This window comes from Streptomyces sp. NBC_00028, from assembly GCF_045041065.1.
Classification (GTDB): domain Bacteria; phylum Actinomycetota; class Actinomycetes; order Streptomycetales; family Streptomycetaceae; genus Streptomyces.
In genome coordinates this window covers 1,529,370-1,551,002 of sequence record NZ_CP108293.1, presented here as the reverse complement: position 1 = coordinate 1,551,002, position 21,633 = coordinate 1,529,370, and the positions used below count along the sequence as shown (strand labels likewise).

The 21,633-nt window shown below is 72.0% G+C and carries 19 protein-coding genes and 1 tRNA gene; 15 read left to right on the top strand and 5 right to left on the bottom strand.

Annotated elements, in window-relative coordinates; genetic code table 11:
- The first annotated feature begins 180 nt into the window (after positions 1-180).
- From tdh to OG885_RS06775, 8 genes are all read left to right on the top strand, one after another.
- On the top strand, positions 181-1,209 hold the full coding sequence (gene tdh / locus OG885_RS06810; RefSeq protein WP_405727577.1) for an L-threonine 3-dehydrogenase: 1,029 nt from the start codon (positions 181-183) through the stop codon (positions 1,207-1,209).
- A gap of 71 nt (positions 1,210-1,280) precedes the next feature.
- Entirely contained in the window at positions 1,281-2,498 is a 1,218-nt protein-coding gene (locus OG885_RS06805) for a glycine C-acetyltransferase (protein ID WP_405727574.1), read from the top strand.
- A gap of 37 nt (positions 2,499-2,535) precedes the next feature.
- On the top strand, positions 2,536-3,444 hold the full coding sequence (locus OG885_RS06800; RefSeq protein ID WP_405727571.1) for a LysR family transcriptional regulator: 909 nt from the start codon (positions 2,536-2,538) through the stop codon (positions 3,442-3,444).
- A 35-nt stretch (positions 3,445-3,479) separates the two neighbouring features.
- On the top strand, positions 3,480-4,067 hold the full coding sequence (locus OG885_RS06795; protein WP_405727568.1) for a helix-turn-helix domain-containing protein: 588 nt from the start codon (positions 3,480-3,482) through the stop codon (positions 4,065-4,067).
- Positions 4,064-4,624 (top strand): GNAT family N-acetyltransferase, encoded by a 561-nt coding sequence (locus OG885_RS06790; protein WP_405727565.1) that lies wholly within the window; start codon positions 4,064-4,066, stop codon positions 4,622-4,624. Before OG885_RS06795 ends, OG885_RS06790 begins: the two co-directional genes overlap by 4 nt.
- A gap of 30 nt (positions 4,625-4,654) precedes the next feature.
- Complete coding sequence (locus tag OG885_RS06785; RefSeq protein ID WP_405727562.1) at positions 4,655-5,014, top strand: MmcQ/YjbR family DNA-binding protein; 360 nt, start codon at positions 4,655-4,657, stop codon at positions 5,012-5,014.
- A gap of 95 nt (positions 5,015-5,109) precedes the next feature.
- Positions 5,110-6,438, top strand: coding sequence for an MFS transporter (locus OG885_RS06780; protein ID WP_405727559.1), 1,329 nt, complete (start codon positions 5,110-5,112; stop codon positions 6,436-6,438).
- A gap of 62 nt (positions 6,439-6,500) precedes the next feature.
- Positions 6,501-6,574: transfer RNA gene (locus OG885_RS06775), tRNA-Pro, on the top strand.
- Positions 6,575-6,628: 54 nt separating this feature from the next.
- Here OG885_RS06775 and OG885_RS06770 read toward each other — a convergent pair.
- Entirely contained in the window at positions 6,629-7,801 is a 1,173-nt protein-coding gene (locus OG885_RS06770) for a Gfo/Idh/MocA family protein (protein ID WP_405742613.1), read from the bottom strand.
- A 123-nt stretch (positions 7,802-7,924) separates the two neighbouring features.
- On the opposite strand from OG885_RS06770, the gene OG885_RS06765 reads away from it, so the two are divergent.
- Entirely contained in the window at positions 7,925-8,923 is a 999-nt protein-coding gene (locus tag OG885_RS06765; protein ID WP_405727556.1) for a LacI family DNA-binding transcriptional regulator, read from the top strand.
- A gap of 48 nt (positions 8,924-8,971) precedes the next feature.
- On the opposite strand, the gene OG885_RS06760 is transcribed toward OG885_RS06765, so the two are convergent.
- A complete protein-coding gene (locus OG885_RS06760; RefSeq protein ID WP_405742611.1) occupies positions 8,972-9,973 on the bottom strand; it encodes a glycoside hydrolase family 43 protein in 1,002 nt (333 codons plus the stop codon).
- A 56-nt stretch (positions 9,974-10,029) separates the two neighbouring features.
- Positions 10,030-10,893, bottom strand: coding sequence for a LysR family transcriptional regulator (locus OG885_RS06755; RefSeq protein WP_405727553.1), 864 nt, complete (start codon positions 10,891-10,893; stop codon positions 10,030-10,032).
- 69 nt (positions 10,894-10,962) lie between these two features.
- Between OG885_RS06755 and OG885_RS06750 the strand changes: the two genes are divergently transcribed.
- Positions 10,963-11,847, top strand: a complete 885-nt coding sequence (locus tag OG885_RS06750; RefSeq protein ID WP_405727550.1) for an EamA family transporter — start codon at positions 10,963-10,965, stop codon at positions 11,845-11,847.
- Between the two features lie 53 nt (positions 11,848-11,900).
- On the opposite strand, the gene OG885_RS06745 is transcribed toward OG885_RS06750, so the two are convergent.
- A complete protein-coding gene (locus tag OG885_RS06745; RefSeq protein ID WP_405727547.1) occupies positions 11,901-13,196 on the bottom strand; it encodes a hypothetical protein in 1,296 nt (431 codons plus the stop codon).
- A gap of 865 nt (positions 13,197-14,061) precedes the next feature.
- Between OG885_RS06745 and OG885_RS06740 the strand changes: the two genes are divergently transcribed.
- The 5 genes from OG885_RS06740 to OG885_RS06720 are packed head-to-tail and all read left to right on the top strand — an operon-like array spanning position 14,062 to position 20,519.
- Positions 14,062-15,468 (top strand): oligosaccharide flippase family protein, encoded by a 1,407-nt coding sequence (locus OG885_RS06740; RefSeq protein ID WP_405727544.1) that lies wholly within the window; start codon positions 14,062-14,064, stop codon positions 15,466-15,468.
- Positions 15,465-17,618 carry a glycosyltransferase gene (locus OG885_RS06735; protein ID WP_405727541.1) on the top strand — a complete coding sequence of 718 codons (2,154 nt, stop codon included), beginning with the start codon at positions 15,465-15,467 and terminating at the stop codon, positions 17,616-17,618. The genes OG885_RS06740 and OG885_RS06735 overlap by 4 nt, the downstream gene beginning before the upstream one ends.
- Positions 17,618-19,042 carry an O-antigen ligase family protein gene (locus OG885_RS06730; protein ID WP_405727538.1) on the top strand — a complete coding sequence of 475 codons (1,425 nt, stop codon included), beginning with the start codon at positions 17,618-17,620 and terminating at the stop codon, positions 19,040-19,042. The genes OG885_RS06735 and OG885_RS06730 overlap by 1 nt, the downstream gene beginning before the upstream one ends.
- Positions 19,039-19,758: a hypothetical protein gene (locus tag OG885_RS06725; protein ID WP_405727535.1), complete on the top strand. Its 720-nt coding sequence runs from the start codon at positions 19,039-19,041 to the stop codon at positions 19,756-19,758. Before OG885_RS06730 ends, OG885_RS06725 begins: the two co-directional genes overlap by 4 nt.
- Positions 19,755-20,519 carry a polysaccharide deacetylase family protein gene (locus OG885_RS06720; RefSeq protein WP_405727532.1) on the top strand — a complete coding sequence of 255 codons (765 nt, stop codon included), beginning with the start codon at positions 19,755-19,757 and terminating at the stop codon, positions 20,517-20,519. The genes OG885_RS06725 and OG885_RS06720 overlap by 4 nt, the downstream gene beginning before the upstream one ends.
- Here OG885_RS06720 and OG885_RS06715 read toward each other — a convergent pair.
- Complete coding sequence (locus tag OG885_RS06715; RefSeq protein WP_405727529.1) at positions 20,490-21,623, bottom strand: GNAT family N-acetyltransferase; 1,134 nt, start codon at positions 21,621-21,623, stop codon at positions 20,490-20,492. The two genes, OG885_RS06720 and OG885_RS06715, sit on opposite strands and share 30 nt — an antisense overlap.
- Positions 21,624-21,633: the final 10 nt, after the last annotated feature.

Sequence of the window (21,633 nt, the reverse complement as noted above, 5' to 3'; positions counted from 1 at the left end):
GGCGAGGGTGTTCCCCACCGAGGGGCGGCGTGAAGAAGATCTGCGGCGGCGTTTAAGAAAACCTCGATGGACCTGAGGGGGCGTCGTACGGCAGATTGCTACGCGATTCCCTCCCTCTTCCCGGCTGCGGGCCTCTTCGGCGTGCTCGCGTACGGGAACGCACCCACAGGAGCCGTAGCGGTGAAGGCACTGGTCAAGGAGAAGGCGGAGCCCGGGCTGTGGCTCGCGGACGTGCCCGAGCCCGCCGTGGGACCCGGCGACGTACTGATCAAGGTGCTGCGCACCGGCATCTGCGGCACCGATCTGCACATCCGGTCCTGGGACGGCTGGGCGCAGCAGTCGATCCGCACGCCGCTGGTGCTCGGCCACGAGTTCGTCGGCGAGGTCGTGGAGACCGGCCGTGACGTGGCGGACATCGCCGTCGGCGACCGGGTCAGCGGCGAGGGGCACCTCGTCTGCGGCAAGTGCCGCAACTGTCTCGCCGGCCGCCGCCATCTGTGCCGGGCCACGGTCGGCCTCGGCGTCGGACGGGACGGTGCCTTCGCGGAGTACGTCGCCCTGCCCGCCGCCAACGTGTGGGTGCACCGCGTGCCCGTGGACCTCGACGTGGCCGCGATCTTCGACCCGTTCGGCAACGCCGTGCACACGGCCCTGTCGTTCCCGCTGGTCGGCGAGGACGTGCTGATCACCGGCGCCGGTCCGATCGGTCTGATGGCCGCCGCCGTCGCCAAGCACGCGGGCGCGCGCAATGTCGTGATCACCGACGTCAGCGAGGAGCGCCTCGACCTCGCCCGCAAGATCGGTGTCAGCCTCGCCCTGAACGTCGCCGAGTCCTCCATCGCCGACGGACAGCGCTCCCTCGGGCTGCGCGAGGGCTTCGACATCGGCCTGGAGATGTCCGGCAACCCGACCGCGATGCGCGACATGATCGCCAACATGACCCACGGTGGCCGGATCGCCATGCTCGGCCTCCCGGCCCAGGAGTTCCCGGTCGACTGGGCCCGGATCGTCACCTCGATGATCACGATCAAGGGCATCTACGGCCGTGAGATGTTCGAGACCTGGTACGCGATGTCGGTCCTCCTGGAGGGCGGCCTCGACCTCGCCCCCGTGATCACCGGCCGCTACGGCTACCGCGACTACGAGGCGGCGTTCGCGGACGCCGCGAGTGGCCGCGGCGGCAAGGTCATCCTCGACTGGACTGTTTGAATTTTTGGCTCGGTTCGCCTCCGGCGCGCCCCTTCGGCTCACTCGCCCTCACGTCCCTATTGGAGCCCCAGATGTTCGACACCGTCCGTAGCGACCTGCGCGCCACCCTCGACGAGATCCGCGCCGCCGGTCTGCACAAGCCCGAGCGCGTCATCGGCACCCCGCAGTCCGCGACCGTCGCCGTCACCGCGGGCGGCCGTCCGGGTGAGGTCCTCAACTTCTGCGCCAACAACTACCTCGGTCTCGCCGACCACCCCGAGGTCGTCGCCGCCGCCCACGAGGCGCTCGACCGCTGGGGCTACGGCATGGCGTCCGTGCGCTTCATCTGCGGTACGCAGGAGGTCCACAAGGAGCTGGAGGCGCGCCTCTCGGCGTTCCTCGGCCAGGAGGACACGATCCTCTACTCCTCCTGCTTCGACGCCAACGGCGGTGTCTTCGAGACCCTCCTCGGCGCCGAGGACGCGGTCATCTCCGACGCCCTCAACCACGCGTCCATCATCGACGGCATCCGCCTGTCCAAGGCCCGCCGCTTCCGCTACGCCAACCGCGACATGGCCGACCTGGAACGGCAGTTGAAGGACGCGTCCGACGCGCGCCGCCGCCTGATCGTCACCGACGGCGTGTTCTCGATGGACGGTTACGTGGCCCCGCTCCGCGAGATCTGCGACCTCGCGGACCGGTACGACGCGATGGTCATGGTCGACGACTCACACGCCGTCGGCTTCGTCGGGCCCGGCGGTCGCGGCACCCCCGAACTGCACGGCGTGATGGACCGCGTCGACATCATCACCGGCACCCTCGGCAAGGCGCTCGGCGGCGCGTCCGGCGGTTATGTGGCCGCCCGCGCGGAGATCGTCGCCCTGCTGCGCCAGCGGTCGCGCCCGTACCTGTTCTCCAACACGCTCGCCCCGGTGATCGCCGCGGCCTCCCTCAAGGTCCTCGACCTGCTGGAGTCGGCGGACGACCTGCGGGTCCGGCTGAACGAGAACACGGCCCTGTTCCGCCGCCGGATGACCGAGGAGGGCTTCGAGATCCTCCCCGGCGACCACGCCATCGCCCCGGTGATGATCGGCGATGCGGCGAAGGCGGGCCGCCTCGCGGAGCTGCTCCTGGAGCGCGGGGTGTACGTGATCGGCTTCTCCTACCCGGTGGTGCCGCAGGGCGCCGCCCGTATCCGCGTCCAGCTGTCGGCGGCGCACTCCACGGAGGATGTGAACCGCGCGGTCGACGCCTTCGTCGCGGCCCGGGCCGAGCTGGAGGCGGCGGCCTCCCCGGAGTCGGCGGGCTGAGCCGGAGCACACGGGGGCATTTGAGACAATCGATCCCATGATCGAAGCGCGGCGGCTGCACATCCTCCGGGCGGTGGCCGACCACCGTACGGTGACGGCGGCTGCCGCCGCGCTGTATCTCACCCCCTCGGCGGTGTCCCAGCAGCTCACGGCCCTGGAGCAGGAGACCGGGCACCGCCTGGTCGAGCGCGGTGCGAAGGGCGTACGGCTGACCGCGGCCGGCGAGATCCTGCTGAGCCACACCAACGCCGTCCTCGCCCAGCTGGAGCGCGCGGAGGCCGAGCTGGCCGCGTACGGCTCGGGGGAGGCCGGCACGGTCACCGTCGCCTCCTTCGCCACCGGCATCGCCCTGGTCGTGGCGCCCGCGGTGGCGCGGCTCGCCGTGACCGCCCCCGGCATCCGGATCCGCGTCCAGGACGCCGAGGGCGACGCCAGTCTGCCGATGGTCCTGGACCGGCAGGTCGATGTCGCGGTCGCCGTCGAGTACCGCGGGGCGCCCCCGGCCGACGACCCCCGCCTCACGCACGTCTCCCTGTACGCCGAGCCCTTCGACGCGGTCGTCCCGGTGAGCCACCGGCTGGCCGAGGCCGGCGAGGTGCCCCTGGCGGAGCTGGCCAAGGACCCCTGGATCGGCCCCTACCCGGGCAACCCCTGTCATGAGGTCGTGGTCCTGGCCTGCGAGAACGCCGGTTTCCAGCCCAGCCTCGAACACTCCTCGGACGACTTCCGCGCGGTCGTGGCCCTGGCCTCGGCGGGGGCGGGAGTGGCCCTCGTCCCGCGCTCGGCGCTGATCGGCATGGACCACGCGGGCGTGGTCGTCCGGCCGGTCGACGGCGTCGCGCCCACCCGCCGGGTGTTCGCGGCGGTGCGCCGGGGAGCGGAGGGGCATCCGCTGATCCGTCCGGTGGTGGAGGCGCTGGCTCAGGCGGCTGAGAGCGGGACGTAACCTGACCGTCTCATATCTGGGATACCGTCCCGAATATGAAACACACTGAGGCCGCAGAAGCCGGCCCGGACCCCGTCGACGCCCGCCTGGGCACCCGGCTGACCGAACTGCGGGCCGAACGAGGCTGGTCCCTGGGCGAGTTGGCGGCCCGCACCGGAGTGAGCAAGTCGACCCTGTCCCGGGCCGAGCGCGCGGAGACCAGCCCCACCGCCGCGCTGCTGAACCGTCTGTGCGCGGTCTATGGCCGGACCATGTCCCAGCTCCTGAGTGAGGTCGAGACGGAGCCCCCGCTCCTGGTCCGGGCCGCCGAGCAGCCCGTGTGGGAGGACCGCGCCTCCGGTTTCCTGCGCCGCTCCGTGTCACCGCCGCACACCGGGCTGCGCGGCGAACTCGTCGAGGGGCGGCTCGCCCCGGGCGCCGACATCGCCTACGACAGGCCGCCCGTGCCCGGCCTCGAACAGCACATCTGGGTGCTGGAAGGCGCCCTCGCCATGACCGCCCAGGACGTGGAGCACCACCTCGCCGCCGGCGACTGTCTGCGGCTGCGGGTGCGGGGGGCGACCCGGTTCCGGTGCGTGGGGGACGAGCCGGTGCGGTATGTGCTGGCGGTGGTGCTGCCGTGACGTTCATCCGACTGGATGCGGGCCAAGTTCCGCTGTACGTCGAGGAGTTGGCCGACCTGATGGTCGACACCGTCGACGGCGGCGCCTCGATCGGCTTCCTCGCCCCCCTCGACCGCGCGGCGGCCCTCGCCTGGTGGAAGGAACGGGCGGCCGGCGTGGCGGCGGGACACCTCGCCCTCTGGATCGCCCGCGGCGACGACCGGACGCTCGGCACCGTCAGTCTCGTCTTCCCCGACAAGCCCAACAGCCGCCACCGCGCCGAACTGGTCAAGCTCATGGTGCACCGGGACGCACGCGGGCGAGGTCTGGGACGCGGCCTCCTGGCCACCGCCGAACAGGCCGCCGCCGACGCCGGTATCACCCTGCTCCACCTCGACACCGAGACCGACAGCCCGGCCGAGCGCCTCTACGCCTCGGCGGGCTGGACCAGGGCCGGCGTGATCCCCGACTACGCGGCGGATCCGGGCGGGGTGCTCAGGGGAACAACCCTCTACTACAAGCACCTGGGAGCCGCCGGTCAGGGCAAGCGCCCGGGGACAACCGCTCCCACCAGGTGATTGTCAGTGGCAGCCGCTACGGTGCGTCCCATGCCGGATGCCGAAGACGTACGCCGTATCGCCCTGTCCCTGCCGGACACCACGGAGAAGATCGCCTGGAGCATGCCCACGTTCCGGGTCGCGGGGAAGATGTTCGCCACCCTGCCGGAGGAGGAGACCTCCCTCGCGGTGCGCTGCCCCAAGGAGGAGCGGGACGAACTGGTCCTCGCCGAGCCGGAGAAGTTCTGGATCGCCGACCACGAGGCACAGTTCGCCTGGGTGCGGGCCCGCCTCGCCGCCCTGGAGGACGAGGACGAACTGCGGGACATCCTGGCCGACTCCTGGCGCCAGGCGGCCCCGCCCCGACTCCTCGACAACTATCCGGAGTTGGGGCGTCCGGTCGGCGAGTGAAATTCCCCGGGCGCTGTCAGTGCCGCGTGGCATGATCCGAAGGCGTGGCGGAGGTGGCTGCCGGCGGGGGTGGTGCTCGGGAGACGGGGTGAGGGATGACCGAGGTGTCGTCGAAGGGGCGGAGGGACGCGCATCGCGCACCCGCCGACGACGTCGCCGAGCGTCCGGCGAACAAGGCGCCCGAGCCCGCCGTCTGGTCCCGCGACTTCGCCCTGTTCTTCGTCGCCCGCGCCGTCGCCGCCCTCGGCCACACCATCCTCCCCGTCGCCCTCGCCACCGGCCTGCTCCAGCACGGATACGGGGCGGCCGCGGTCGGCCTCGCGATGGCCGCCTCCGCCGCCTCCTTCGCCGGGTTCGTGGTCTTCGGCGGTGTCGTCGCCGACCGCTTCGACACCCGCAAGGTGATGATCGGCGCGGACCTGGTGCGCCTCGCCACCCAGACGCTCGCCGCCGCGCTCTTCTTCTCCGGGCACGTGGTGCTCTGGCAGATCTGCGTCATCGGCTTCGTCAACGGCCTGGCGGGCGCCCTGTTCCAGCCCGGCGTCGCCAGTACCGTCCCCCGGCTCGCCACCGACGTCCAGGGTGCCAACGGGGCGATACGCATCGCCGAGGCGGGCGCGCAGCTCGCCGGGCCCGTGTGCGCCGGGTTGCTCGTCGGCTTCGCCTCGGCGGGCGGCGTCTTCGCCGTGGACGCCGCCATGTACGCGGTCAGCGCCCTGTGTCTGATACTCCTCCGGCTGCCGCCGCGCGCGCCGGACGACGGGCCGACACCGCACCGGACGAGCACCTTCTGGGCCGATCTCGTCACCGGCTGGCGGGAGTTCAGAGCGCGCAGCTGGCTGTGGGGCGTGATCGCCATCTGGGGCCTCTACATGATCGCCGTCTCGGGCCCGACCGTCCCGCTGGTCGCCACCGAGGTCGTCCAGGACCACGGACCGCGCGCCTACGGCCTGGTGAACTCCGCCCTCGGCGCCGGAACCGTCGTCGGCGGCCTCCTCGCCCTGCGGCTGCGCCCCCGTCGGATGCTGCGCGCAGGTTCGATCGCCCTGGTCGGCTTCGGGGCCTTCCCCGCGGCCGTCGGCGCGGGCCTCGGCGTGCCCGCCATGATGGCCGGGGCCGCCGTCGCCGGGACCGGCATGGCCTTCTGGAGCGTGATGTGGGCGACCAGCATCCAGACCCAGGTCCCGCCCGACGCCCTCAACCGCATCCACGCCTACGACGTCGCGGGCTCCCTCGCGCTGATGCCGGTCGGCCAGGCACTCGCGGGCCCGTCCGCCGCCGCCCTCGGCGCCGACCACGTCCTGCTCGTCGCCGGGGTGATGAGCCTGGTCGTCTGCGGCGCCCTGCTCGCGACGGCGCCGATACGGAACCTGGTGCGGGCCGACGACGCCGGGGCCGTCGATAAACGGGTGCGCGACCACTGACCCGAGTGCGGTATTGTTTCCCTGCACGTTCGGCCGGGGGAAAGCCCAGGTCAGACGGACACCGGGACGTGGCGCAGCTTGGTAGCGCACTTGACTGGGGGTCAAGGGGTCGCAGGTTCAAATCCTGTCGTCCCGACGGTGTGGAGAGGCCTTCACAGGCGACAACCTGTGAGGGCCTTTTCCTGTGCCGTCAGCGCGTGCCCGGATCGGTGACGAGATCCACCCACGTCCGCCGCTCAGCGGAACGGCTCATCGCGTCCAGCGCCGCCGCGCTCGCCACGGCGTCGTCGAGCGTCGCGCCGTACGGCGTCCCCTCGGCCACCGACCGCAGGAACCCGTACGCCTCGATGACCTTCAGGTCGTCGTAGCCCATGGTGTTGGCCGAGCCCGGCTGGAACGCGCCGAACTCGCCGGCGCCCGGGCCGACGTACACCGTGCTGACGGGCTGGTCCTGGTAGGCCGTGCCGCGGCTGACGCCCAGCTCGCCCATGCGCCGATAGTCCCAGAAGACCGCGCCGGTCGTGCCGTGGATCTCGAAGCCGTAGTTGTTCTGCTCGCCGACCGAGACCCGGCAGGCCTCCAGGACGCCCCGGGCGCCGGAGGAGAAGCGGAGGAGACAGCTGACGTAGTCGTCGTTCTCGACCGGGCCCAGCTCACCACCCGTCGCGCGGGTGTGGCCCGCGGTGGCTCCGGTGGGACGGGCCCGCTCGGGGACGAAGATCGCGGTGTCGGCGGTCAGCGACTCGATGTCGCCGAGGAGGTGGCGGGCGAGGTCGACGCCGTGCGAGGCGAGGTCGCCCAGGACGCCGCTGCCGCCGCGCTGAAGCTCGTACCGCCAGGTCAGGGCGCCCTCGGGATGGGCGGCGTAGTCGCTGAAGAGGCGGATGCGGACGTGCGTGACGGTGCCGATCTCACCGGCGGCGATCAGTTCCCGGGCGGCCTGCACGGCGGGGGCGTTGCGGTAGTTGAAGCCGACCGTGGCCTGGACACCTGCCTGGGCGACCGCGTCGGCGACCGCGCCCGCGTCCTGGGCGGTCAGCCCGACCGGCTTCTCGATCCAGATGTGCTTGCCCGCCTCGGCCATCGCGACGCCGATCTCGCGGTGCAGGAAGTTCGGGGCGGTGATGCTCACGGCCCGCACGCGCGGATCGGCGGCCACCTCGCGCCAGTCGCGGGTCGCGGACGCGAAGCCGTACTGGTCCGCCGCCTGCTCGGCCCGGCCGGGCACCTCGTCGGCGACCGTCACCAGTTCCGGCCGCAGCGGCAACTGCGGGAAGTGGTGCGGCAGCCGGGCGTACGCCTGGGTGTGCACCCGCCCCATCCAGCCGAAACCCACCACGGCGATGCCGAGCCTGTCCACGATGACCGCCCTTCGTCGGAACCTGCTTTTGGACCGTTCCAAAGCCTTGCTGGCCTACGATGAGACGGACAACAGCAGGTGTCAAGGTCTTGCAGGGCGAGGAACATGTATGGAACGGTCCATGGGATGAGGACCCCGACCATCCGTGACGTCGCCGAGCGCGCCGGTGTGTCCAAGTCGCTGGTGTCGCTGGTGCTGCGGGGCTCGGAGGGCGTACGGCCCGAGAAGCGCGCCGCCGTCCTCGCCGCCGTCGAGGAACTCGGCTACCGGCCCAACGCCGCCGCCCGCAGCCTCAGCGAGCGCCGCACCCGCACGGTCGGCGTGCTCCTGAACGACCTGCGCAACCCCTGGTTCGTGGAACTCCTCGACGGGCTCAACTCCCGGCTCTACGACAGCGGCCTGCACATGCTGCTCGCCGACGGGCACCTCAACCGCCGGCTCGGCGAGGACCTCACCCGCACCTTCACCGAACTGCGCGTCGACGGCCTGATCGCCGTCGGCACCCTCCAGGACCCCGAGGCCCTGCGCGCCGCCGCCGGACAGGTTCCGACCGTCGTCGCGGGCGCCCGGGAACCGGAGCTGCCGGGCGTGGACGTCGTCGCCAACGACGACGAACAGGGCGCCCGTCTGGCCACCGAGCACCTCATCGGGCTCGGCCACCGGCACATCGCGCACATCGCCGCCCAGGGGGCCGTGGGGGAGCTGCGCCGGCGCAGCTTCGAGGCGGTGATGCGGGAGCACGGGCTGGCCGGGACGGCGGTCACGGAACAGGGTGACCTGACCGAGGAGGGCGGCTACCGGGCCGCCGTACGCCTGCTCAGCCGCCCGCGGCGGCCCACCGCGATCTTCGCCGCCAACGACATGACCTGCGTCGGCGCGCTGTCCGCGGCCGAGGAGAGCGGGCTGCGGGTACCCCGGGACCTGTCGCTCGTCGGCTACGACAACACCTACCTGTCGCGGCTGCGCCACCTGTGGCTGACCACCGTGGACAACGCCAGCCGTGACGTGGGCCGACGGGCGGCCCAGCGGCTCCTGGACCGGATCGAGACCCCGGACCGGCCGCGCGAGGTCGAACTCGCCACGCCCACCCTCGAGGTGCGCGGCAGCACGGCGCCGCCCGGCTAGTTCGCCTGCGTCCGGCCATGGCCGGACGCAGATCCCCACCGTGGACGGTCAGCCGCCGCCGTCGAGCTCGGTGCACTGGCGGACCACCCGCAGCTCATGGCCGTCCAGCCGCATCTCGTACAGCTTGCCCCGGGCGTTCTCGAACGGTCGGTGCAGGATCATCGTCAACCGGCCCTCGAAGGTGCGGAACAGCATGCCGTGCCCGCTGTCGTCGCGGACCAGCGGCCGCTGCTGACGCCAGGGGCCGCGGAGGTCGCCGGACTCGGAGACGGCGTACGTCTGGACGTAGCCGCCGCTGATGTTGCCGTCCGGGCCGACGGCGTTCTTCTCGTAGGTCGACCACAGCATGAGCAGCGAGCCGTCCGGGGTGGGGTACAGCTGGGGGCCGTCGGTGATGTACGGCGGGAGCTGGCCCGGGACGCCGGCCGGGATCTGCTCGCCCAGCCAGGGCGCGTCGGACGCCTTGAAGAGGAACACCGGGTCGCCGACGGTCCGCGTCAGGTCCGGGGCCAGCCGGATCGCCTCCATGGTGCCGTCGATGGTCTGGAGCCACTCGTGCGCGTAGACCATCCAGGGCCGCCCCTCCCGGTCGACGTGGAGCGTTCCGTCGAGGGTCATCAACTCCGAGGGTGGGGTGGGGCGTTCGGGGTCGACGACGGTGAACGGGCCCAGCAGGGAGTCAGACACGGCGGTGACCGTGCCGCGCAGATGGTTGCGGAGCTGGAAGGGGGTGCCCCACTGGTTGGGCGCCGGTACGGGGAGGGGACGGTTCTCGTCGTGCAGGGTGGTGAACAGGTAGTACCTGCCCGCCCACTTGTGCACCTCTGGCGCCCAACCACCCTCCGTGGCCCAGATGTTGTCCTGGTCGGCGGTGAGGAAGACCGGCACCGGGCGGGTCCAGCCCCGCAGGTCGTGGCTGCGGTAGACCATCGTGCCGGTGCCCTCCACGCCCGACACGGACGGGTCGTTGGAGGTGTAGAGATAGTAGGTGCGGGTCTCTTCGTCGGCGACGACGAACGGATCGTGCAGCGGCATGTCGGGCAGCCGCATCAGTGCGTTCTCAACCACGCCCCGAACGATACGGCGGTGCGGGGTGGCCTGTGAGGTCAGGGCCGTCCGGCGGTCAGCACCTCATGGGCGAGCGCGACCAGGTCCGGGATGGCCGGGTGCCCGACTCCCTCGCGCCAGGCGAGGACGAGCGGGACGGGCGGGGCGTCCGTGAGGGGCCGGTAGACCAGCGAGGGGTGGGCGTGGCTGCTCGGGGTGGCCGTCGTGGAGATGCCCACGGCACGGCCCGCCGCGATGGCCATGAGCCACTCGTCGGTGTTGGTCACCTCGATGGTCGCGGAGGGGCGGGCGGTCGGCGGCCACAAGTCCATCGTGGTCGTCCCCGCCACGACGTTGACGGCGATCGGACGGTCGACCAGGTCGGCCAGGGTGACCCGGGGAAGGTCCGCCAGCGGGCTGTCGGCCGGGAGGACGACGACCCGTTCCTCCCAGGTCAGCAGCTCGGTGCGGAGCCCTGGCGAGCTGACCTCGCCCCTTAGCAGCGCCGCGTCGACCCGGCCCTGGGTGAGGCCCGCCGTGCGGTCGTCGACGCGGAGCAGTTCGAGCCGGGTACCGGGGTGTGTCTCGTCCCAGCGGCGGAGCAGCGCGACGGTGTGGTCGCCGAGCGCCGCCCAGGGATGCCCGAGGCGGAGCGGCCAGCTCCGCAGCCCGCCCGGGTCGAGGGCGGTGTCGACGGCGGACAGCGCGGCGGCGGCCTTCTCCCGGAAGACCCGGCCCTCCGTGGTCAGCTCCAGATGATGGGTGGACCGGTCGACCAGACGGGCGCCCAGATGCTCCTCCAGCCGGCGCAGCGTGCGCGACAACGCGGGCTGGCTCACATGGAGCAGGGCGGCGGCACGGGTGATGTTGCCCTCCTCGGCGATGACGAGGAAGGCCCGCAGGTGGCGCAGTTCCACGGTCATGCTTCCAGAGCATAACCGCAGGGAAATCGGCATTTCACGGGAAGCGGCCGGCTGCCTAGCGTCAACGCCATGACCTCTACGGTGACCAGCTCGCCCACGCTCGTACGGCACCCCGCGGGGCGCGGCAGCCTCGGCGGCGTCGGCCTCGTGCTCTTTGGCGCGGTGTCCGTGCAGTTCGGCTCGGCCTGCGCCGCGCTGCTGTTCCCGCGCGCCGGGGCGCTCGGCACGGTCGGTCTGCGCATCGCTTTCGCCGCGCTGCTGCTCCTCGCCGTCACCCGCCCTCGGCTGCGCGGCCACTCCCGTACCGACTGGGCTGTCGTCATCGGCTTCGGCCTGGCCCTCGGCGGCATGAACCTGCTCTTCTACCAGGCCATCGCCCGCATCACGCTGGGCGCGGCCGTCACCCTGGAGGTCCTCGGCCCGCTCCTGCTGTCGGTGCTGGTCTCGCGGCGCGCGGCGAGCTTCCTCTGGGCCGGGCTCGCACTCGCCGGGGTCTGTCTGCTGAGCGGCGGCGACCTGGGAAGCCTCGACGTCGGCGGAGTGGCCTTCGCGCTGGGCGCCGGGGCGATGTGGGCGGCGTACATCCTGCTCAACGCCCGTGCGGGCGCCCGCTTTCCACGCCTGGACGGTCTCGCGATCGCGATGTGCGTCGCCGCGTTCGTCAGCCTGCCGCTGGGGGTTGCCGCGTCGGGAGCGGCACTGCTGGAGCCGGGTGTGCTGGGCCTCGGCCTGGCCATCGCGGTGCTGAGCTCCGGAGTGCCGTACACCCTCGAACTGCTCGCCCTGCGCCGGCTCTCCGCGGCGACCTTCGCGGTCCTGATGAGCCTCGCGCCCGCGCTCGCGGCGACGGCGGGCTGGCTGGTGCTGGGCCAGGGCTTGTCGCTGCCGCAGTGCGGGGCGATCGGGTTGGTGGTGGTCGCGAGTGTGGGGGCGGTGCGGGCGGGAGGGCGGTGAGAGGGAGCCCGGCGTCCGGGCTCCCTCCCCGAGGCGTTACTGCCCCCGAGGCGTTACTGCTGCGCCGCCTTGCGTCGTCGTACGACCAGAACCGCGCCCGCGCCCACGGCGACCGCCGCGGCGGCCGCGCCCGCGAGGGGCAGCGTCGCGCCGGAACCGGTGCTCGCCAGGTCGCCGTCGGCGGTCGTGGCGGAGCCGGAGGTGCCGGAGGCCGAGGAACCGCCGGACGTGGTCGAGCCGCCGCCGGAGCCGGAGCCGCCGGAGGTGGAGCTTCCGGAGTCACCGCCCGTCGAGGACGTCGAGCCGCCACCACCCGTGCCGGCCGACGCGCCGCCGTCGCCGGACGAGTCGCCCGTGACGTCGAGCGGGATCTGGATGCTGTCGTTCTCCGGGTTCTTGTCGTACGGCCGGGCCTGCCCCGTCAGCTTCGCCGAGGCCTTGGCGCCGGTGACCGCCTTGTCGACGCGCAGCTTGAAGGTGCGGTTCTCGACGGCGTTCTCCTTCAGCCAGCGCTGGGCGGTACCGCAGTCGTAGACCCCGGCGCCGACCTTGGTGCAGGGCGCGGCCTTCGTGACGGTGGTGCCCGCCGGGATGGTGACGCGGACCTTCGTGACGGAGTTGTCCAGCTCACCGAGGACCCAGCCGGGCCCGGCGTTGGTGAGCGTCACCTTCAGTGACACCGTGTCGCCGACCTTGCCGCTCAGCTTGTCGGCGGTCAGCTGGAGGTCGGCGGTGTTCGCCGCGTTCACCGAGACGTCGGCGTCGTCCCAGCCCTCGTGCTCGCCGCTGCCCGGCTCGGCCGGGGTCGCGTCGGGCTTCTCGACGAGCTTCACCGCGGGACCGGTGCCGGGCACCCGGAGGCCGCTGCCCTCGGCGGGGAGCGAACCGTCGGTGTCCACCACCACGCGGAGTTCGTCGTGCAGCGCGTAGTCGAGCACGTTCAGCGTCAGCGTCTTCTCGGGGGCGTAGACGACTCCGGGCTCGACCGTCTGGTCGAACTCGCAGATCGCGTAGGACTTCTCCGGGAGTTCGTCGTAGGAACCGACGTCGAAGCGGAAGCAGTTCGAGGGCAGCTCCGTGTGGCTCAGCCCACGGGTGACGCCGTACTGCAGGTAGACCTTGTCGAGCGCCTCGGTGCCGGTGTTGGTGAAGCTGACCGGGACGTCGTAGGTGCCACCCGGCTTCAGGCCGTCGACCTTCGGCGCCATCTCGCCCAGCACCAGGTGGGGCGTGGGGGCGGCATCGGCGGCGAGGGCGGGCGAGGCACCCAGGGCCATCAGTGCGACGGCGCCGAGTGCAGCGCTGATCCGGCGGCGAGTGGTGGGGGTGCCGGGGGCGGCCTGGAGCATGTGGGTCCTCGGTGAATCGACGGTGGCGGGGGGTTGGACTGTGGGGACATGGGCTTGCGGGACAGGAGACCTCGCTGGTGCCCGAATGGTTGTACGCAGCTGTGGCCGGCCGGGTCTCGTGCCACCAGGAGAGATCGGGGCGGGACGGATTCCGGCCAAGGCCAACTGGTCCATGGAGCAGAGCCGTTCGGGCAGGAGGAAAGGGCCGGCCGTAGGGAGCCCCGGTGCGCGCGGGTGATCGATTCGCACGTCCACGACAGGCGGGCCACCATTGATTCCGTAGTGACTCGTGCTACGAGATGGCAGAGGTGTGTCGACGTTGTGCCGTCTGGTCAGGAGTTTGCGCCGCTGCCCGTTCCCCGGGCAGGGGCCGCACCTGCCCTGTGAGCAGTCCTCGCACCGTCAGATCACGCGAAGGCGGTCCCGAGCAGGGCCGCCGTACCGCCCTGACGGGCGCGTCGGTCCGCCCGACAGGGCGTGCGCACCCCGAGCGCAACCTGCCCACGGCAGCGCGCTCCTGCTGTCCACGATGTCCCCGCACCCCGAGCGCCTGGCCGACCGCCCCACCCCGCGTGCCCACTGCGGCCCGACCGCCCTGCGCACCCGCCATGCCGCCGTGTGTTCTCACGCGGATCGCCGACGCAGGGCGGTCGGGCCGCCCACGCCGTCCCCCAGACGACCGGACACATGGTCCAGGGACGCGGACCACGTGCCGCCTCCGGGCTCCCTCCCCGATGACTCTCCTGCCGGGCCACCCGCGGACGGGCCCACGGCGTCCGGCGACACCGGGCAACCGGGCGCCTCTTCGGCTCCGGCCGACATGCCGTCAACTGACGGTGGAGCAGCCGTCAGCACCGCCCGAACCATGCTCGTGCTCGGTGTCACCGAGATCGTGGGCAAACTGTCCACGCTGCTCGTCGTCGTGGGTGCCGCACGTTTTCTCGGGGTCGAGGACTTCGGCGTCTTCGCGTACTCGCTGGCGGTGGGCGCGCTGGCGGCCGTGATACCGCTGTGGGGTTACGACGCGATCGTGGTCCAGCGCGCGAGTGCCGAACCGGCACGACTGCCGGGACTGCTGGCCGGGCTCCTCGCCATGCGGACCCTGCTCGCGGCCGCTGTGTTCGGTGCGCTGTGCATGCTGCTGGGGCTGTCCTGGCACTCCGGCCCGGAGTCCGTGGCCGCCGGGCTGCTCATCATCGCCGCGGTCATGCTGGACACGTACACCGAGGCGTTCCGCTCTGCCGCCGCGGCCATGCAGCATCAGTCGATCATCGCGGTGGTTCATCTCACGCAGCGGCTTCTGACGGCCGCGGGCGCCTTGGCCGCGCTGCTGGCGGACACCGGACTGCTCGGACTGGCCGTCGCGTACTGCCTGGGCACCGCCGTCGGGCCGCCGGCCGCCGCCCTGCTGGTGCGGGCTCGGGGAGTACGCCCCGACTGGACCGCGGTGTCCGTCGCCTCACTGGTCCAACTGAACCGTGGGACTTGGATGCTGGGGCTGACCAGCATCATCGCGATGGCTCTGTTCCGGCTGGACATGGTGTTTCTGGAGGCTCTGTCGGGTCATCGGGAGGTTGCGATCTACGCGGCCTCCTATCGACTGCTGGAGTCCGCGGTGTTCGTGTGCTGGGTGGTGACCCGGGCGCTTTTCCCCCTGATGGCCGCGGACCCGGAGCCGCGCCGGGTCCAGCGGTACACGGAGCAGGGGTTCGGCGTGCTGGCGGCGGTCTTCATCCCGTACATGACGGTGATGCTGTGCCGAGGGCGCGACGTGTTGTCGCTGCTCTTCGGTGAGCGCTTCGCCGACGCGGGAACGGACATGCTGCGCTGGCTGGCCCCGGCCCCCCTGCTCTTCGGCATGGGATATCTGATCGCCTACGGCATGATGGCGGCCGGTCCGAATCTCCGGCTGCTCATCGGTCCGATCGCGGCGCTGGTCGTCTCCGTCGTACTGAACATCCTGCTCATCCCGTACTACGGCGGCATCGCAGCCGCCTTCACCACCTCCGTCTGCTACGCCGTCGAGGCCGCGATATCGCTGCGCCTGGCGCGCGGCCTCATCGGCAGACCCCGGCTGCTACGGACCGCCCTGCCCGCGCTGGTGGCCTCCGCCCTCGCCGCGGGAGTGCTGCTGGCTCCCTGGCCGTTCCTGGCCGCGCTGCCGGCAGGGGTGACCCTCTATCTGTCCGGTTGGTTGATCATCGCCCGCCGGACCGATCCGGAACAGGTACGCGTTCTTCGCGGCATGCTCACGCCAGGGAGGGTGTCGTGACCGATCCTCTGCAGGTCACCGTGGTGTCGCCGAGCGGTGTGGTCGGAGGTGCCGAGCTCTGGCTGCTGTCCCTGCTGGACGCCACCGATCGGCTGGCCGTGGACGCCGTGCTCCTCGCGGACGGACCGCTGCGGGAGGAGTTCACCCGGCGAGGCATGCCCTGCACCGTGCGGCCCACCGGCAGGTCCGGCACAGCGGTTCTGGGTGCCGCCGCCTGGCTTCTGCCCCGCCTGCGGCGGCAACGCCCCGACGTACTCCTCGCAAACGGAGTCAAGGCGGCGGTCGTGGCCGCCCCGGCAGCATGGCTTGCCGGGGTGCGCAGCCTGTGGGCCAAGCACGACCACTCCTTCGACGGTCCGCTCATGACGCTCCTGGCCGCCCTGACCGACGGCTGTGTGGTGACCGAGTCCGCCATGGCGGCCGCGTCGCGGCACTCGGAGGTCACCCTGGTGCCCTTCCCGGCGCCGGACGGCGCAGCCTTGCCCCGCGAGCGGGCGCGCCGGGAACTGGCACGGAGCGGAGCGCGGCTCGACGCCGGTGAACTGCTCCTGCTCACCGTGGCACGGCTGGTCGGATACAAAGGCGTGGACGACGCCATCGCCGCGCTCGCCCAGCCTGGTGGTGAGCGTTGGCGACTGGCCGTCGTCGGCCCCGACGACCCGGCCGCCCCGGACGAGCGCAGGCGGCTCACCGAGCTGGCAGCGGACCTCGGAGTGGCGCACCGGGTGGACTTCACGGGATGGATCGACAGCGCTTGGCGGCTGCTGCCGGCCGCCGATGCGGTGGCCGTGCTGACCAAGCCGTTCGGGCGCGGTCCCGGGCGGGAGAGCTTCGGCGCCGTCGCCATGGAAGCGATGCTCCACGGCGTGCCCGTGATCGCCACGGCTCCCGGGCCGGTCGCCGACCGCGTGGCGGGCACGGCCGGGGCCCCGGCCGGCATCACCGTGCCGCCTTCGTCCTCCGCGGCGGTGGCAGAGGCTCTGCACCGCCTGACGGACGCGGACCTGCGGGCGTCGATGGGCGAGGCGGGCCGGTCTCGGGCAGCGACTCATCCGGGGCCTCGGGCCTGCGCGGATCTGCTGTCCCAGACACTCTGCGGAATCGCCCGGTTGCCCGGCGCGGGGCTCACCGGAACCGTGCCGGTGTCCGTGCTGACCAGCTTGTGGAACGAGAAGGAGGCTGTCGACCGGTTGTTGAGCCTGCTGCTTCCACAACTCACCGTCACCGGTGACGAGATAGTGGTCGTGGACGACGGCTCGACCGACGGCACCACTGACCGTGTCACCGCCTGGGCGTGCCGCGACAGCCGGGTGCGCCTTCTCGCGCTGAGCCACCGAGGCGTGTCGGCCGGGCGCAACGCCGGGGTGCGTGCCGCAGGCAACCCCTTCATCGCGTGTACCGACGCGGGCTGCGACCCTGCTCCGGACTGGCTGAGCCGACTGCGCGCGGCGTGGGCCGAGCCACAGCCGGCCGGCGTGCTGACCGGCGTCTACCACGTGGACAGCCACGGCGCGCCGGCCCGGGCCATGACGCTGGTAGGAGCGCCGCTTCCTGACGAAGCCCGTCATCCGGGCCCCTGGACCCGCGTGTACTCAAGGTTCTTCGGACGTGCGTTCACCGCCGACCGGCCCTCGGGACGATCCATGGCCTTCACCCGTGAGGCGTGGCTGGCCGCCGGTGGTTTTCCGGAGGACCTGCGAGCGGCGGAAGACCTGATCTTCGGACGGAGGGCTGTCGCGGCCGGACACCGCGCGGCGCTGGTCGCATCGGCGGAGGTGTCGTGGGAGCCACGGCCGACCCTGCGCCGCACCGCCGTCATGTACTTCCGCTACGGCCAGGGCAGCGGTCGCTCGGCCGAACCCCGCCTGCTCGTCCGTGACCTGTCACGGGCGGTCGCCTACCCGGTCGCACTCGTCGCGACGGCACGTGACCGCCGTGCTCGCGCCCTGACCGGCGGCGCTGTTCTCGCCTATCTGTCCCTGCCGGTGGCGAGGGCCGTGCGGGGACACGACTGGTCGGCGTTGCCCTTGATTCCGCTGGCCGCCGCGGTGCGAGATGTCGCCAAGGCCGCGGGCGCCGTGCACGGCCTTGCCGGTGGGCTGCGACGTGACCGCACCGGGACGCCGGTCGCGGCCCCGGGGAGTACGTGATGCGGCGGGACAGGGCTTTCGACTCCCGGATCGGACTCGTAGCCGCGGCCCTGACACTCTCGGCCGCGGCCGTCTGGGCCGCGGGGCCCAGTGTTCCGCCCGGTGTGGCGATCCTGTTCAGCGGGCTCGCCGTCGCGGTGCTGTCCTTCGGCGCCTTGAGCCGTCCCGCGCTGGCTCTCGCCGCGGTCGCGGTCGTCCTGGTCGCCGGAAACACCGACGGCCCGCTCGGCGTGCCCCTGGCACGGATTCTGGCGCTGGGCGCCGTGGCCGTCGTGCTGACGGCGAGACTGGGCGGACAAGGGCGTCGTATCGGCCGGTCTCCGGTGCTCCTCGCCATGGCGGTCCTGGTCGCCGCCGCGTTGCTGTCCACCCTTTCCAGCGTGGATCTCGGGCGGTCCCTGCGACAGGACGTCGGATACGTGACAGGGCTGCTGCTGGCCTCGGCGATCGTCATGGCGACGGGCCGGCGTTCGGACCTGCTGCTCGTTGCCGTGGCCCTGTGCGTCGGCGGAGGCGTGCTCTGCGGCACCTCCCTCGTGCCGTTTCCCGATCTGCGGGTCGAGACCAGCGACGCGGCCCTGGTCACCAACCGGCCCGTCGGTGTGTTCGCACAGCCCAACGAACTCGGACTGTGTGCGGCCATGACCGTCTGTCTGAGTGTGGCTCTGATCGTCGTGGCGCACCGGCTGCGCCGGCCGTGGATGACGGGCCTGTGCGTGGCGGCGGCGGTTCCGTCTCTCGTGGCCCTGGCGGTGAGCCTCTCCCGCGGCGCGTGGATCGGCACCATGGTGGGGCTTGTGCTGCTGGCGGCGCTGCTCCGCGAAGCCCGCCCGCTCCTCCTGTGCCTGGGCACGGTGGTCATGCTCACACTCGGCCTGTTCGCCACCGCACCTTCGTTCACCAGTCAGCCGGTTGTGGTGCAACGGCTGACGTCCGTCTTCGGAGGGCCCGGCAACCCCTACGACGAGCGACCGTCGGCGAGGGCGGAGGCCATCGTCCAGATGTCCGAGAATCCGGTACTGGGCAGTGGGCCGGGTGCGTTTCGGACCGCGACCTACCAGGGCGCGGCCCATGTCGCCGCCGCCCGGCAGGAGGAGCACGCGCACAATCTGTTCCTCGCGGTGGGCGCGGAGCAGGGAGTGCTGGGCGGGGCCGCGCTGGTCGTGGCGATCGGTACCGGAGCGGCTGCCGCGCTGGCCAATCGCGGCAGGCCGGAGGCTCCGGCGGATCTGACGAGCCGCGGAGTCTCGGCGGCCGCCGCCGCGAGCCTGGCCGCCGTCATCGGGCACGGGCTGGTCGACTATCCGCTGCGCAACCCCGTCATCGGGATCATGGCGTGGTTCTTCATCGGGCTCCTGGCGGCATCTGCGCGCAGCCGCCCGCCAGCGACCGGTCGGACACGACTACGTGAGGCGGAAGCATGAAACAGCGCACTCCACCGGCGGGCGTCCACGAGAACATTTCGGTGACGCCAGGCGGGGCACCGCGCCCCGATGCCGGCCCGCGCCCGCAGGAAGCAAGCCCGCCCCCGCCGGACGACGCGGCCGCCGCCCGGCCGGACCGCCCATGGCGTCGTCGCTTCGCAGTCTGGCGCAGAAATCGCTGGCTCGCACCGCTCCTCGCGGGCCTGGTCGTCCTCGGTGCCGGCCTTGCCGTGGTCGAGAAACTCCCCACCAGCTACGCCACCACCAGCACGATCTCCTTCGCCCCTCGTGCCGACACGCTCGTGAGCGCGGATGTCATCGAGCTGATCGCCAACAAGTACGCGGTGGTGGCGAGGGCGTCGGCCACGGTGCACGTGGCTGCCGTGGCCGCCGACGTGAAGCCGGAGGACCTGCGTGCCGGCCTGTCGGTCACTGTGGAGCCCAGAACGGCCAATCTGGACATCACCGTGTCTCTGGACGACGCGGACCAGGCAGCCAGAGCCTGCAACGCCATCGCGAGCGTGGTGGACAGATCGGTGCGGGACGACCGTTTGGTCTCGGGCGAGATCACCGATCGGGCCGATCCGGCTGCCGCCGAGCGACACCCGCCGCGCGGCATGCTGCGCCTGATGGTGGTGGCCGCGGCACTGCTGGCGGCCGGTTGGGCCGGTTTCGTCGTACGGCAGATGGACCGGAGATCCGGGAGGAGCTCATGATCCCCCGCCGCAGACCGCTGGTGCTGATGTACCACGGCGTCGGCGACCGCGGTGCGCGGAGCGACCCCTTCCATCTGTTCGTTGCCCAGGACCGGCTCCGCCGTCAGCTGACCACCCTGCTCGACCACGGATGGACGCCGCTGCCCCTCGACGCCTATCTCAGTGGTGACACCCCGCCACGCAGCGTGCTGCTGACGTTTGACGACGGCTATCGGGCCATCGTGGACGAGGGACTTCCGCTGCTGCACGAACTCGGCGTGCCCGCCACCGTCTTCGTGCTCACCGGTCTGATCGGCGACAGGTCGCGCTGGATGCTGTCCATGCCGGACGAGCCGCTCGTGTCGGCCGAGGACATCCGAGAGATGGTCCGCGCCGGGCTGGACGTCGAATGCCACGGCTGGGACCACAGCACGCTCGTGGCGGCCGATGAACGGACCCTTCAGCACAACGTCACCGAAGCAGCGCGAGCGTTGGCGGCTCTCACCGGCAGGAGACCGCGGGCCTTCGCGTACCCCTACGGGGAACACGACGAGAAGGCCCGGCGGGCCGTGGCGGAGGCCGGCTTCGAGGTGGCCTTCAGCACGCACACGGCGGCCGGCCCGTACGCCGTGCCCCGCGTCGACGTCAACTCCACCGACACCGACGCGACGTTTCGCCTCAAGACAGTGCGCGGCTACCGGATGCTGCGGCGCGGCGCGGGACAGGTGCCGGGACTGCGGCCCGCCCTGCACTCAGTGCTGGGACGGGCTCCGCGGTCCTGAGACAGCGCCGAGTCCTTCCCGGATGGCCCGCTTGACCGAGGGGGGAAGCGCCGCGCTCAGGCCTCGGCGGATCGGCCGAGTGACCCGGTGTGCGGCCTCGACCACGGCCCCGGAGTAGGCGGTGAGCACCTCGCCTTCACGGATGTCGGAACTGGCCCGCAGTTTCTGCAGCTGCATGCCGCGTTGCCAGTCGACCTCGTGCACCTTCGGATCCGCGAGCGCGCCTTCCAGGAAGAAGACATCCACCAGGGACCCGGGGCTGCACCAGGCGTACTCGCCGTTCATCCTGCCGTCCCAGATACGCCAGACATCCTCGTCGCGCAGGGCGATCTGGTAGCCGGCCAGCTGCCCGCCCAGCCGGACGGTCGTGGCCGCCACGACGTCCGCCGCCGCCAGCGTGTGCAGGACCAGGTGGTAGAAGGTCCGCCACTGTCTGCTGTCGAACGGGCTGCGTCTGCCGATCGCGTGGTCACGCCTCCGTGCCACCTGCTCCAGTTCTGGTGTGAGCCGCCGGATCGACGGGGGATCCATGGTCGTCGCCGTCTCCAGACTGATGCCGGCTTCCTCGATTCTCCGGCGGATCCTGCCGACGTTCCTGCGGAGCGACCGGTGGGCGTGGGCTTCAAGGGTGCGTGGTGGGTGAATCCGAAGGATCGGCGAAGGAACCGCCGGCCCGATGCTGCTGCGGGGCAGGAGGCGGGCCAGTTCCCGGGCGACCGGATCGCCCACCGGCAACTGGTCGAACCGCAGCCGCCACGGGCCGTGCACGGCCCGCACGACGGCGGCCACCTCTTCGGCGAGCCGACGTCCGATCGCGGCGTCGGTCGCGGGGAGGCGCCCGTAGTCGCTGGGTCCGTCACCCGCGAGCATCACGTCGGTGAGCGCGCCGTGGCGGCGCAGGGCCAGACAGGCGAAGCCCACGACGGTGCCTCCCCGATGGAGGGTGACGGCTAGAGGGAAGCGATCCTGGAAGGCCTGGATCCAGCACGACAACCACACGGGACGCGCTGAAATGGGCTGGTCGGCGAGCAGGCCGGAGGCCTCGTGCAGGGCCGCCAGTACGGCCGGAGCGCCGCGGGCCACGCTTGTCCGAACCACGTCCACGCTTCGCTGC

Bases quoted from the DNA above. Each gene is read 5' to 3' on its own strand.
- OG885_RS06745 (WP_405727547.1), bottom strand. From the start codon at position 13,196: ATGCTCCAGGCCGCCCCCGGCACCCCCACCACTCGCCGCCGGATCAGC.
- OG885_RS06785 (WP_405727562.1), top strand. From the start codon at position 4,655: ATGCCGGATGCCGAAGACGTACGCCGTATCGCCCTGTCCCTGCCGGAC.
- OG885_RS06720 (WP_405727532.1), top strand. From the start codon at position 19,755: ATGATCCCCCGCCGCAGACCGCTGGTGCTGATGTACCACGGCGTCGGC.
- OG885_RS06780 (WP_405727559.1), top strand. From the start codon at position 5,110: ATGACCGAGGTGTCGTCGAAGGGGCGGAGGGACGCGCATCGCGCACCC.
- OG885_RS06805 (WP_405727574.1), top strand. From the start codon at position 1,281: ATGTTCGACACCGTCCGTAGCGACCTGCGCGCCACCCTCGACGAGATC.
- OG885_RS06795 (WP_405727568.1), top strand. From the start codon at position 3,480: ATGAAACACACTGAGGCCGCAGAAGCCGGCCCGGACCCCGTCGACGCC.
- OG885_RS06800 (WP_405727571.1), top strand. From the start codon at position 2,536: ATGATCGAAGCGCGGCGGCTGCACATCCTCCGGGCGGTGGCCGACCAC.
- OG885_RS06755 (WP_405727553.1), bottom strand. From the start codon at position 10,893: ATGACCGTGGAACTGCGCCACCTGCGGGCCTTCCTCGTCATCGCCGAG.
- OG885_RS06760 (WP_405742611.1), bottom strand. From the start codon at position 9,973: ATGCGGCTGCCCGACATGCCGCTGCACGATCCGTTCGTCGTCGCCGAC.
- OG885_RS06750 (WP_405727550.1), top strand. From the start codon at position 10,963: ATGACCTCTACGGTGACCAGCTCGCCCACGCTCGTACGGCACCCCGCG.
- OG885_RS06740 (WP_405727544.1), top strand. From the start codon at position 14,062: ATGCTCGTGCTCGGTGTCACCGAGATCGTGGGCAAACTGTCCACGCTG.
- OG885_RS06730 (WP_405727538.1), top strand. From the start codon at position 17,618: ATGCGGCGGGACAGGGCTTTCGACTCCCGGATCGGACTCGTAGCCGCG.
- OG885_RS06725 (WP_405727535.1), top strand. From the start codon at position 19,039: ATGAAACAGCGCACTCCACCGGCGGGCGTCCACGAGAACATTTCGGTG.
- OG885_RS06765 (WP_405727556.1), top strand. From the start codon at position 7,925: ATGAGGACCCCGACCATCCGTGACGTCGCCGAGCGCGCCGGTGTGTCC.